This window comes from Streptomyces sp. NPDC050528 (assembly GCF_044457795.1).
Lineage (GTDB): Bacteria > Actinomycetota > Actinomycetes > Streptomycetales > Streptomycetaceae > Streptomyces.
In genome coordinates, this window is record NZ_JBITHH010000021.1 from 35,317 (window position 1) to 47,539 (window position 12,223).

Consider the following 12,223-nt stretch of genomic DNA (forward strand, 5'->3'; position numbering starts at 1 on the left):
GGACTCCTTCTTACTTCTTGGACGGGGACTTGGGCCGCTGCGGACCCTTGCGCTGTCCGGACTGGGCCTTGCTGCGGGTACCGCCGGCCGGCTTGGGGGCGGGCTTCTTCGCAGCGGTGGCGGGCTTGGCGTCCTCGGGCTCGTCCGACTTGCTCAGCGAGGTCTTCGGCTCGTCGTCGGGCGCGTTCTCAGCACTGTCGTCGGCGGCCTTGGCGGCGGCGGACTGGCGCTGGGCCTTGGTCTGCCGCTTGGGCTGCTGACGCCTGGGAGTGGCCGGGGTCGTCGTCGTACCGTCCTCGGACTCCACCGCCGTGCTCTCGCCCTTCACCACGGTGCCGTCGGGCTGGGCCACGAGGCCCACCTTGGTCAGGCTGTTGATGAACTTGCGCTCGAACTCGTTGCGGTCACGGCCCTTGGAGACGATCGCCTTGACGATGGCACGCTCACCACGGCTGCGGGTCTTCTCGTGGTGCGTGACGTGCTTCGTCAGGCGCTCCAGGTAAGCGGCCTGGGCCTTGGAACCCGGGGTCGGGTTGTTGTGGATGACGTACATCTGCTGGCCCATGGTCCACACGTTGGTGGTCAGCCAGTAGACGAGGACACCGACGGGGAAGTTGATGCCGAAGATGGCGAACATGACCGGGAAGACGTACATCAGCATCTTCTGCTGCTGCATGAACGGCGTCTTCACCGTGGTGTCGACGTTCTTCGTCATCAGCTGGCGCTGCGTGTAGAACTGCGACGCCGACATCATCACGATCATGATCGCGGTGACGACCCGGACGTCGGTCAGCGTGGCACCGAGCGCCTCGACCTTGCTGCTGCTGTCCGTGAACTTCGCGGCGAGCGGGGCGCCGAAGATGTGCGCCTTACGCGCGCTGGCGAGCAGCGAGTCGTTGATGACGCCGATCGTCGAGCCCGTCGCGATGCCGTTGAGCACGTGGTACAGCGCGAAGAAGAACGGGGACTGCGCCAGGATGGGAAGGCACGAGGAGAGCGGGTTGGTGCCCGACTCCTTGTACAGCTTCATCATCTCTTCGGACTGACGCTGCTTGTCGTTCTTGTAGCGTTCCTGGATCTTCTTCATCTCGGGCTGCAGGGTCTGCATGGCCCGGGTCGCCTTGATCTGCTTCACGAAGAGCGGGATCAGACAGATGCGGATCAGGATCACCAGGGACACGATGGACAGGCCCCAGGCCCAGCCCGTGTCGGGACCGAAGACCTTCCCGTACACCGAGTGGAACTGGACGATGACCCAAGAAACGGGTGTCGTGATGAAGCTGAAAAGACTGGCAATCGTGTCCACTAATCATGCTCCTTGGGCATGGGACGGTGTCTCTGCGGCCGGGCTCGAAGGACTCAGCCCTTCAGTGGCCGTTTCGGCGGCGGAGGTCCCGCCCTTGTCTGCGCGCCGTGCGCCCCGCAGCATCTCGTGCCACCGCGGACGCTTGCGCGGTGGGACATGGTCCACACCGCCGAGCGACCACGGATTGCAGCGCAGGATGCGCCAGGCCGTGAGCGCCGTGCCCTTGATCGCGCCGTGCCGGTCTATGGCCGTATAGCCGTAGTGGGAGCACGACGGGTAGTACTTGCAGACCGGCCCGAGCAAGGGACTGATCGTCCACTGGTAGAGCTTGATCAGCGCCAGTAGTGGGTACTTCATCGCGCGCCCCCTCCCAGCAGCCGCTGAACGGCGGCATCCAGGTCTTGGGCCAGCTGTGCATGGTCGGCGTCGCCCGCTCCGGGCAGCGCTCGTACGACTACCAGGCTACCGGGGGGAAACAGGGCGACTCGCTCGCGCATCAGATGGCGAAGCCTGCGCTTCACCTTGTTGCGCACCACGGCGCCGCCCACCGCCTTGCTGACGACGAAACCCGCACGCGTCGGGGGAGCGCTCTCCCCTGGCGCGTGCGGGTCCGTGGCACCGCTACGAAAGTGGACGACGAGAAGCGGGCGGCCGGCCCGGCGACCCCGTCGTACCGCGGTCGCGAAGTCTTCGCGCCGCCTCAGCCGATGCTCGGTAGGCAGCACGACGTCATGACCTGACCGGGATCAGGCGGACAGGCTGGCGCGACCCTTGCCACGACGGTTCGCGAGAATCGCGCGACCGGCACGGGTACGCATCCGCAGGCGGAAGCCGTGGGTCTTGGCCCGGCGACGGTTGTTCGGCTGGAAGGTGCGCTTGCTCACGAGGGGGCTCCAGAAATAAATCGGTGGTGGCGGGTGCCGTCCTGGCTGTCACCGTGCGCCCACGAGAAGCTCGCAGTAACGCCCGAGTGCACCGCTTCCCGATCACCTCGAAGCGATCTGTGCCCATCGGAGGCAGGCGGCAGCAGCCATCGACAACTCGACCTGGTCACGGTACGCGGGGCTACGCCATCCGGTCAAACCAGCGGTCACGAGGAGACACTATCCACAGGCTGGGGACAACAACTTGAACCGCACCCGTCGCCCTGACTACCGTGGCTGGACTCCGATTCGTTCCTTTGTCCCCCGCCCCACACCTTTTTCCCGAGCGCCCCACCCGATGTACATCCCGTCCCGTCCGCGAACCACACGTTCGTGGGACCCGTGAGAGAGCGTGCCCTGTGGCTGACGTACCTGCCGATCTTGCCGCAGTGTGGCCACGAGTGCTGGAGCAACTTCTCGGTGAGGGGCGTGGGCAGGGTGTCGAGACCAAGGACGAGCACTGGATCCGGCGCTGCCAACCCCTGGCACTCGTCGCCGACACCGCCTTGCTCGCCGTACCGAACGAATTCGCGAAAGGCGTGCTCGAAGGCCGCCTCGCCCCGATCGTCAGCGAGACTCTGAGCCGCGAGTGCGGCCGGCCGATCCGCATCGCGATCACCGTCGACGACTCCGCCGGCGAGCCCCCCGGCCCGCCGGCACCCCCCGCCCAGCCCCAGCGCCGCTACGAAGAACCCGAGCAGAACCGCGACCCCTACGAGGGCGGCTACGGCCGTCATCGCGCCGAACCGCTCCCGGGCGGCCCCGGCGACCAGCTGCCCACCGCCCGTCCCGCATACCCGTCGGAGTACCAGCGCCCCGAGCCGGGCGCCTGGCCGCGCCCGTCGCAGGACGACTACGGCTGGCAGCAGCAGCGCCTCGGCTTCCCGGAGCGGGACCCGTACGCGTCGCCGCCGCAGGATCAGTACGGGCCCCCCTCCCAGGACCAGTACGGCCCGCCGTCCCAGGACCGGGACCGGGACCGGGACCAGTACGGGGCACCGGCGAAGGACAAGTACGGCCCGCCCCAGGACTCGTACCAGCCGCAGCAGGACCAGTACGCGCCGCCGACGCAGGAGTACCGCCCGCAGTCGATGGAGCGTCCGTCGTACGAGCAGCAGCGCGCGGAGTACGAACAGTCGCGGGCCGAGTACGAGAAGTCCCGGGAGCAGTACAACCAGCGGGACGCGCGCCGCGACCTGTCCGACTCGCACTCGGGGTCCAACTCCGGTCATGTGCACCGCAGTGGTCCGGGCCCGCTGGGCTCGAAGCCCGCGCCGGCGGCCGGCCCCGGTGAGCCGACCGCGCGCCTGAACCCGAAGTACCTCTTCGACACGTTCGTCATCGGCGCCTCGAACCGGTTCGCGCACGCGGCCGCGGTCGCCGTCGCCGAGGCGCCCGCGAAGGCGTACAACCCCCTCTTCATCTATGGGGAGTCGGGGCTCGGCAAGACGCACCTGCTGCACGCGATCGGGCACTACGCGCGGAGCCTGTACCCCGGCACGCGCGTGCGGTACGTGAGCTCGGAGGAGTTCACCAACGAGTTCATCAACTCGATCCGCGACGGCAAGGGCGACAGCTTCCGCAAGCGGTACCGCGAGATGGACATCCTTCTTGTCGACGACATCCAGTTCCTCGCGGACAAGGAGTCGACGCAGGAGGAGTTCTTCCACACGTTCAACACGCTCCACAACGCGAACAAGCAGATCGTGCTCTCCAGCGACCGGCCGCCCAAGCAGCTGGTCACGCTGGAGGACCGGCTGCGGAACCGTTTCGAGTGGGGACTGATCACCGACGTCCAGCCGCCCGAGCTGGAGACCCGTATCGCCATCCTTCGTAAGAAGGCGGTGCAGGAGCAGCTCAACGCCCCACCGGAGGTCCTGGAGTTCATCGCCTCCCGCATCTCGCGCAACATCCGCGAGCTGGAGGGGGCGCTGATCCGGGTGACGGCGTTCGCGTCGCTCAACCGGCAGCCCGTCGACCTCGGTCTCACCGAGATCGTCCTCAAGGACCTCATCCCGGGCGGCGAGGACTCCACACCGGAGATCACGGCGACCGCGATCATGGGAGCCACCGCCGACTACTTCGGCATCACCGTCGAGGACCTGTGCGGCAGTTCACGCGGCCGCCAGCTGGTGACGGCCCGGCAGATCGCCATGTACGTGTGCCGCGAACTGACCGACCTCTCCCTGCCGAAGATCGGCGCGCAGTTCGGCGGCCGCGACCACACCACGGTCATGCACGCCGACCGCAAGATCCGCGCCCTGATGGCCGAGCGCCGCTCGATCTACAACCAGGTCACCGAACTGACCAACCGCATCAAGAACGGCTGACAGCAGCGGAGTTACGACACCAGAGCTACGACGTCGAGGGCGCCCCGGGATCTCTTCCGGGGCGCCCTTCTGCTTGCCGGGAGGGGGGCGGTGCGGCGCGGGGAGGGGGAGGAAGGCGGTGCGGCGAACCTCCGGAAGGGCGGAGAGCGCTTCGGCCGGCGTCGGGAGAAGGCAGAGAAGCGGAGATGAAGGAGGCGGCGAGGACGAAGGCGGAGAACTGAGAAGCGGCGTCGGAGGGGCGTCGAAAGAGCACCTCCCGAAGGCGCACGGAGATGTCAGAGACGTCAGAGACGATCCGCAGCCGTTTCCGGACCCGCCTCGAACCCTCTCCGGACCCGTTCCGGACCCGCTGTGGAGCCGTCCGGGATCCGTCCCGAAGCCACTCCGAAGCCTCCTCGAAGGCGCTCCGAAGCGGTCCGCGGCCGATTCTCAGGCCGCCCGAAGCTGCCCGAAGCCCGTCCGAAGCCCGTTCTGAGCGCACCCGGCGCGCCTCCAGAGCCCCTCCGGCAGTCGTCCGACGCCGTTTCAAACCCGCGGACCGGCCACCCGCTGTTCGAATACCTGCCGGGTTACGGCCGCCCTCCACAGATTCAGTGACTTTCTTCCGTCCACATCCTGGGGACTGGGAAGTTGTCCAGATCGTGTCCACAGGTGCCGCGGGTGAGGGACCATCAGTCCAGGTCAGGTGCTTGTGGATTCGTGGACAAAAGATCTCCACAGGCTGTGGACAAATCCGTGATCCACAGGCTGGGGACGAAGTTGTCCACCGACAACCCACAGGCTGGGGCCGGTTGTCCCCAGCGATCACCAGCTTCTCCACACCGCTGTCCACTGTTCGGCAACGCAACGCGCCACCTCACCGTGTCGAGTGAAAGGCGTCACACGAAGGTGCCGGGTTGGGCTGTGGGAAAGGCGGGTAAAGCTGGGGACGGCGCTGGGGAGAAGTGGCCCTCGGCTGTGCATGGGGTGTGCAGAACTTTCCGTTCTCCACAGAAACCCGAGGTTGTCCACGGGCGTCGCCCACAGGGTCGGTGGACAAAATTCCTGCCCTGAGCTGCGAAAACGCGGTTATCCACGGTATCCACAGCCCCTACTACTACTAGCAACTAGAGAGAGTTGGGAATCCGTTTCGAAGCGGGGCCTGTGCACAACTCTCGCTTCGTCGCCCGACAGCCGCTCGTCACGACTTGACCCCGACAGGCACCTACTGTCAGTGCTGTGCGTCAGACTGTTCCCCGATGTCCTTCCCCTCACAGGGACCGACGACACCGAGACAGACGACGAAGCCAGGCAGGCCGAGAAGCGCCGGCAACAGCAGGAGGCGGCAACAGTGAAGATCCGGGTGGAACGCGACGTACTCGCGGAGGCAGTGGCCTGGGCGGCTCGCAGCCTCCCGGCCCGTCCGCCGGCGCCGGTCCTCGCCGGCCTCCTGCTGAAGTCGGAGGAGGGGCAGCTGAGCCTGTCCAGCTTCGACTACGAGGTCTCCGCGCGCGTGTCGGTCGACGCGGAGGTCGAGGAAGAGGGCACGGTCCTCGTCTCCGGCCGGCTGCTCGCCGACATCTGCCGCGCCCTGCCCAACCGGCCGGTGGAGATTTCCACAGACGGTGTACGGGCGACGGTGGTCTGCGGCTCCTCGCGCTTCACGCTGCACACACTGCCTGTGGAGGAGTACCCGGCGCTGCCGCAGATGCCGGGCGCCACCGGCACCGTCCCCGGTGAGGTGTTCGCCTCGGCGGCCGCCCAGGTGGCCATCGCCGCCGGCCGTGACGACACGCTGCCCGTCCTCACCGGTGTGCGCATCGAGATCGAGGGCGACACGGTGACGCTGGCGTCCACCGACCGCTACCGCTTCGCGGTCCGCGAGTTCCTGTGGAAGCCGGAGAACCCGGAGGCGTCCGCTGTCGCCCTGGTGCCCGCCAAGACGCTCCTGGACACCGCCAAGGCCCTCACGAGCGGCGACAGCGTCATCCTGGCGCTGTCCGGTTCGGGCGCGGGAGAGGGCCTCATCGGCTTCGAGGGCGCCGGGCGTCGTACGACGACCCGTCTTCTGGAGGGCGACCTCCCGAAGTACCGCTCGCTGTTCCCGACGGAGTTCAACTCCATCGCCGTGATCGAGACCGCCCCGTTCGTGGAGGCCGTCAAGCGCGTCGCCCTGGTCGCCGAGCGCAACACCCCGGTGCGGCTGAGCTTCGAGCAGGGTGTGCTGATCCTGGAGGCCGGTTCCAGCGACGACGCACAGGCTGTGGAGCGCGTCGACGCGAACCTTGAGGGCGACGACGTGTCGATCGCCTTCAACCCGACGTTCCTGCTGGACGGCCTGAGCGCGATCGACTCCCCGGTGGCCCAGCTGTCGTTCACGACCTCCACCAAGCCCGCGCTGCTCAGCGGCAAGCCGGCCCTGGACGCCGAGGCGGACGAGGCCTACAAGTACCTGATCATGCCGGTCCGCCTCAGCGGCTGATCCAATACCGACGAGAACACCGCAGGTCGGGGCATACCGGTCGGTACTTCTGAGCGCGTATGCCCACAGGTGTGCATGACCGTCCGGGTTTAGGCTCGGACACAGGTACGCAAGTGCCTTCATGCCACGTCGCACCCTAAGGAACAACTGATGGAGCTCGGTCTCGTCGGCCTCGGCAAGATGGGCGGCAACATGCGCGAGCGCATCCGCCGCGCAGGCCACACCGTCATCGGATACGACCGCAACCCGGACCTCGCCGATGTCCACAGCCTGGGAGAGCTTGTGGGCAAGCTCAAGGGCCCGCGCGTGGTGTGGGTGATGGTCCCGGCCGGCGCCCCGACCCAGGCGACCGTCGACGAGCTGGCCGACCTCCTGGAGCCCGGCGACGTCGTCGTGGACGGCGGCAACTCCCGCTGGACGGACGACGAGAAGCACGCCGAGGAGCTGGGCGCCAAGGGCATCGGCTTCGTCGACGCGGGCGTCTCAGGCGGCGTCTGGGGCCTCCAGAACGGCTACGCCCTGATGGTCGGCGGCGACGCCGAGAACATCGCCAAGGTGCAGCCCGTCTTCGACGCCCTCAAGCCGGAGGGCGAGTTCGGCTTCGTGCACGCCGGCAAGGTCGGCGCGGGCCACTTCTCGAAGATGGTCCACAACGGCATCGAGTACGCGATGATGCAGGCCTATGCCGAGGGCTGGGAGCTGCTGGAGAAAGTCGACTCGGTGACGGACGTCCGCGAGGTCTTCCGCTCCTGGCAGGAGGGCACGGTCATCCGTTCCTGGCTGCTGGACCTGGCGGTCAACGCCCTTGACGGTGACGAGCACTTGGACAAGCTCAAGGGCTACGCCGAGGACTCCGGCGAGGGCCGCTGGACCGTCGAGGCCGCCATCGACAACGCCGTGCCGCTGCCCGCGATCACGGCCTCCCTCTTCGCGCGGTTCGCGTCGCGCCAGGAGGACTCGCCGCAGATGAAGATGATCGCGGCGCTGCGCAACCAGTTCGGCGGCCACGCGGTCGAGACGAAGTAGTCCACAACGACGAAGTAATCCACAGATCCGAAGATCCACAGGCCGCGGCCCGCGGATCCACAACCTGGGGGAGGTCGGCGAACGACCATGCACGTCACGCATCTGTCGCTGGCCGACTTCCGCTCGTACGCCGGGGTCGACGTCCCGCTCGACCCCGGCGTCACCGCGTTCGTGGGGCCCAACGGGCAGGGCAAGACCAACCTCGTCGAGGCGATCGGCTATCTCGCCACCCTGGGCAGCCACCGCGTCTCCTCCGACGCCCCCCTCGTCCGCATGGGCGCCGAGCGCGCGATCATCCGGGCCCAGGTCAGACAGGGCGACCGACAGCAACTGGTCGAGCTGGAGCTGAACCCCGGCCGCGCCAACCGCGCCCGCATCAACCGGTCCTCGCAGGTCAGACCCCGTGACGTGCTGGGCATCGTACGGACCGTGCTGTTCGCGCCCGAGGACCTCGCCCTGGTGAAGGGGGATCCCGGGGAGCGGCGGCGGTTCCTGGACGAGCTGATCACCGCGCGGTCTCCGCGTATGGCCGGGGTCCGCTCCGACTACGAGCGGGTGCTCAAGCAGCGCAACACCCTGCTGAAGTCGGCCGCGTTGGCGCGGCGGCACGGTGGGCGGTCGATGGACCTGTCGACGCTCGACGTGTGGGACCAGCATCTCGCGCGCGTAGGCGCCGAGTTGCTCGCCCAGCGGCTCGATCTGATCGCCGCGGTCCAGCCCCTCGCCGACAAGGCGTACGAGCAACTCGCCCCCGGCGGCGGCCCGGTGGCCCTGGAGTACAAGCCGTCGGCGCCCGGTGAGGCACACACGCGTGAAGACCTCTACGAGCAGTTGATGGCGGCGATCGCGGAGGCACGCAAGCAGGAGATCGAGCGGGGCGTCACCCTCGTAGGACCCCATCGGGACGATTTGGTTCTCAAACTCGGTCAACTGCCTGCCAAGGGGTACGCCTCGCACGGGGAGTCCTGGTCGTACGCGCTGGCGTTGCGGCTCGCGTCGTACGACCTGCTCCGGGGTGAGGGCAATGAGCCGGTGCTCGTCCTTGACGACGTGTTCGCCGAGTTGGACACGCGGCGGCGGGAGCGGCTGGCCGAGTTGGTGGCGCCCGGTGAGCAGGTGCTGGTGACGGCCGCGGTCGACGACGACGTACCGCATGTGCTGGCGGGGACGCGGTACAGGGTGGCGGAGGGAGCGGTGGGGCGCGTATGAGCACTGAGGAAGAGCCCGCGCCCAAGAAGGCCGCCGAGCCCTCCGGTGTCGACCTCGCGCGCGTGGCGTTGCGCGCGGCGAAGGAACAGGCACGCGCGCGTGGGGACGCGGCGCAGCAGAAGAAGCAGGCGCGGCGCGGCGGCCTGCGCTCCGGCGCGCGCGCCGACGGCCGCGATCCGATGGCGCTCGGCGCCGCGATCAACCGGCTGCTGACCGAGCGCGGCTGGGAGACGCCGGCCGCGGTGGGCGGTGTGATGGGCCGCTGGCCGCAGATCGTCGGCGAGGACCTGGCCAACCACTGCGTCCCAGAGAAGTACGACGAGGACGAGCGGGTCCTGATCGTGCGCTGCGATTCCACCGCCTGGGCGACGAACCTGCGCCTCCTCGCCCCGCAGCTGGTCGCCCGGCTGAACGAGGACCTGGGGCACGGCACGGTGCGGTTCCTCAAGGTCAACGGCCCCAGTGGGCCGCCCCGCCGCTACGGTCCCCTGCGCGCTCCCGGCAGCACGGGTCCCGGCGACACCTATGGGTGACTGACATCACAGTGTGGGCTCCGGCGGGTGAACGGACGCGGTTGCGAATACCGACCTGACCCTTGAGTAGCAAAGGGTTGACACCCGGAAGCGCTGAGTGCCTCCGTGAGCCTCTTTGAGCCCCGTTCCGCATATGGGGAGTCGGGAGAGACCGGTTGAGGGCGGCACATGAGGACTCAGGTACCGGCAAACCCCCATCCATGTCGGCGCTACCGGTAGACTGGAAGCAATCCCGCCCCACTTGTGGGACACACACCGAGCAACGCTGACTAAGGCTTACCAACGCAACACGCCGCAGCCGCTCCGGCCAACCGCCGGGAGCCTGGCTTGTGCTGTGCCAGAAAGGGCGCTTCGTGGCCGATTCCGGCAACCCCAACGAGAACATCCCGTCCACCGACGCCGGCGCCAACGGCGGGGCTCACACCTCGAACGGCGAGGTCACCGCCTCGTACGACGCCAGCGCGATCACCGTCCTCGAAGGGCTGGACGCGGTCCGCAAGCGACCCGGTATGTACATCGGCTCGACCGGCGAGCGCGGCCTGCACCACCTGGTGCAGGAGGTCGTGGACAACTCCGTCGACGAGGCGCTGGCCGGCCACGCGGACACGATCGACGTCACGATCCTGCACGACGGCGGCGTGCGCGTCATCGACAACGGCCGCGGCATCCCGGTGGGCATCGTCCCGTCCGAGGGCAAGCCGGCCGTCGAGGTCGTGCTGACGGTGCTGCACGCGGGCGGCAAGTTCGGGGGCGGCGGTTACGCGGTCTCCGGCGGTCTGCACGGCGTGGGCGTGTCCGTGGTGAACGCGCTGTCCAGCAAGGTCGCCGTCGAGGTCAGGACCGACGGATACCGCTGGACGCAGGACTACAAGCTGGGCGTGCCGACCGCCCCGCTCGCGCAGCACGAGGCCACGGACGAGACCGGCACCTCGGTCACCTTCTGGGCCGACCCGGACATCTTCGAGACCACCGAGTACTCCTTCGAGACGCTGTCGCGGCGCTTCCAGGAGATGGCGTTCCTCAACAAGGGTTTGACGATCAAACTCACTGACGAGCGTGAGCTGGCGAAGGCCACGGCCGGTGCCGACGAGGCGGGTGCGGACGAGAAGGACGAAGTCAAGACCGTCACGTACCACTACGAGGGCGGCATCGTCGACTACGTGACGTACCTCAACTCCCGCAAGGGGGACGTGGTGCACCCGACCGTCATCGACCTGGAGGCGGAGGACAAGGACAAGAGCCTGTCCCTCGAGGTCGCGATGCAGTGGAACAGCGGTTACAGCGAGGGTGTGTACTCCTTCGCCAACATCATCCACACGCATGAGGGCGGCACGCACGAAGAGGGCTTCCGGGCCGCGCTGACGTCGCTGATCAACAAGTACGCGCGCGACAAGAAGCTGCTCCGCGAGAAGGACGACAACCTCACGGGCGACGACATCCGCGAGGGTCTGACCGCGATCATCTCGGTGAAGCTGGCCGAGCCGCAGTTCGAGGGTCAGACGAAGACCAAGCTCGGCAACACCGAGGCGAAGACCTTCGTACAGAAGGCGGTCTACGAGCACCTCAACGACTGGCTCGACCGCAACCCGAACGAGGCCTCGGACATCATCCGCAAGGGCATCCAGGCGGCCACCGCGCGCGTGGCGGCCCGCAAGGCCCGTGACCTCACCCGTCGCAAGGGCCTGCTGGAGACGGCGTCCCTGCCGGGCAAGCTGTCCGACTGCCAGTCGAACGATCCCACCAAGTGCGAGATCTTCATCGTCGAGGGTGACTCCGCCGGCGGCTCGGCCAAGTCCGGCCGGAACCCGCAGTACCAGGCGATCCTCCCGATCCGAGGAAAGATCCTCAACGTCGAGAAGGCCAGGATCGACAAGATCCTGCAGAACCAGGAGATCCAGGCGCTGATCTCCGCCTTCGGCACCGGAGTCCACGAGGACTTCGACATCGCCAGGCTGCGCTATCACAAGATCATCCTGATGGCGGACGCCGACGTCGACGGTCAGCACATCTCCACGCTGTTGCTGACCTTCCTGTTCCGCTTCATGCGGCCGCTGGTCGAGGCCGGGCACGTGTTCCTGTCGCGTCCCCCGCTGTACAAGATCAAGTGGGGCCGCGACGACTTCGAGTACGCGTACTCGGACCGCGAGCGCGACGCCCTGATCGAGCTGGGCCGGCAGAACGGCAAGCGCATCAAGGAAGACTCGATCCAGCGCTTCAAGGGTCTCGGCGAGATGAACGCCGAGGAGCTGCGCATCACCACGATGGACCAGGAGCACCGCGTCCTCGGCCAGGTCACCCTGGACGACGCCGCGCAGGCCGACGACCTGTTCTCGGTCCTCATGGGCGAGGACGTCGAGGCGCGCCGCCAGTTCATCCAGCGCAACGCCAAGGACGTCCGCTTCCTCGACATCTGAGTCGGTCTCAGCTGACCGCAT

At 67.8% G+C, this 12,223-nt stretch carries 10 protein-coding genes; 6 read left to right on the top strand and 4 right to left on the bottom strand.

Annotated features, from left to right (window positions below; translation table 11 throughout):
* Nucleotides 1-10 precede the first annotated feature (10 nt).
* Genes yidC through rpmH form a run of 4 tightly spaced genes read right to left on the bottom strand, consistent with a single transcriptional unit; the run spans nt 11 to nt 2,190 of the window.
* Nucleotides 11-1,306 carry a membrane protein insertase YidC gene (gene yidC, locus ACIBK4_RS47045; RefSeq protein WP_399005750.1) on the bottom strand — a complete coding sequence of 432 codons (1,296 nt, stop codon included), beginning with the start codon at nt 1,304-1,306 and terminating at the stop codon, nt 11-13.
* Nucleotides 1,307-1,309: 3 nt separating this feature from the next.
* Nucleotides 1,310-1,663: a membrane protein insertion efficiency factor YidD gene (yidD, locus tag ACIBK4_RS47050; RefSeq protein WP_019073355.1), complete on the bottom strand. Its 354-nt coding sequence runs from the start codon at nt 1,661-1,663 to the stop codon at nt 1,310-1,312.
* A complete protein-coding gene (gene rnpA / locus ACIBK4_RS47055) occupies nt 1,660-2,031 on the bottom strand; it encodes a ribonuclease P protein component (RefSeq protein WP_078532680.1) in 372 nt (123 codons plus the stop codon). Before rnpA ends, yidD begins: the two co-directional genes overlap by 4 nt.
* 21 nt (nt 2,032-2,052) lie before the next feature.
* Complete coding sequence (gene rpmH / locus ACIBK4_RS47060) at nt 2,053-2,190, bottom strand: 50S ribosomal protein L34 (protein ID WP_006381191.1); 138 nt, start codon at nt 2,188-2,190, stop codon at nt 2,053-2,055.
* 398 nt (nt 2,191-2,588) lie between these two features.
* Between rpmH and dnaA the strand changes: the two genes are divergently transcribed.
* The 6 genes from dnaA (at nt 2,589) to gyrB (ending at nt 12,202) form a co-directional block, all read left to right on the top strand.
* Nucleotides 2,589-4,559: a chromosomal replication initiator protein DnaA gene (gene dnaA, locus ACIBK4_RS47065; protein WP_399005753.1), complete on the top strand. Its 1,971-nt coding sequence runs from the start codon at nt 2,589-2,591 to the stop codon at nt 4,557-4,559.
* A gap of 1,330 nt (nt 4,560-5,889) precedes the next feature.
* Nucleotides 5,890-7,020, top strand: a complete 1,131-nt coding sequence (gene dnaN, locus ACIBK4_RS47070) for a DNA polymerase III subunit beta (RefSeq protein ID WP_019073352.1) — start codon at nt 5,890-5,892, stop codon at nt 7,018-7,020.
* A 150-nt stretch (nt 7,021-7,170) separates the two neighbouring features.
* Entirely contained in the window at nt 7,171-8,046 is an 876-nt protein-coding gene (gene gnd, locus ACIBK4_RS47075; protein WP_366433254.1) for a phosphogluconate dehydrogenase (NAD(+)-dependent, decarboxylating), read from the top strand.
* Nucleotides 8,047-8,133: 87 nt separating this feature from the next.
* Nucleotides 8,134-9,255 carry a DNA replication/repair protein RecF gene (gene recF, locus ACIBK4_RS47080; protein WP_399005756.1) on the top strand — a complete coding sequence of 374 codons (1,122 nt, stop codon included), beginning with the start codon at nt 8,134-8,136 and terminating at the stop codon, nt 9,253-9,255.
* A complete protein-coding gene (locus tag ACIBK4_RS47085; protein ID WP_399005758.1) occupies nt 9,252-9,788 on the top strand; it encodes a DUF721 domain-containing protein in 537 nt (178 codons plus the stop codon). The genes recF and ACIBK4_RS47085 overlap by 4 nt, the downstream gene beginning before the upstream one ends.
* A 353-nt stretch (nt 9,789-10,141) precedes the next feature.
* Nucleotides 10,142-12,202, top strand: coding sequence for a DNA topoisomerase (ATP-hydrolyzing) subunit B (gyrB, locus tag ACIBK4_RS47090; RefSeq protein WP_399005760.1), 2,061 nt, complete (start codon nt 10,142-10,144; stop codon nt 12,200-12,202).
* Nucleotides 12,203-12,223: the final 21 nt, after the last annotated feature.

What these genes read in the sequence shown, in the direction of transcription:
- gnd (WP_366433254.1), top strand. Translation starts at nt 7,171, where the DNA reads ATGGAGCTCGGTCTCGTCGGCCTCGGCAAGATGGGCGGCAACATGCGC.
- ACIBK4_RS47085 (WP_399005758.1), top strand. Translation starts at nt 9,252, where the DNA reads ATGAGCACTGAGGAAGAGCCCGCGCCCAAGAAGGCCGCCGAGCCCTCC.
- yidD (WP_019073355.1), bottom strand. Translation starts at nt 1,663, where the DNA reads ATGAAGTACCCACTACTGGCGCTGATCAAGCTCTACCAGTGGACGATC.
- recF (WP_399005756.1), top strand. Translation starts at nt 8,134, where the DNA reads ATGCACGTCACGCATCTGTCGCTGGCCGACTTCCGCTCGTACGCCGGG.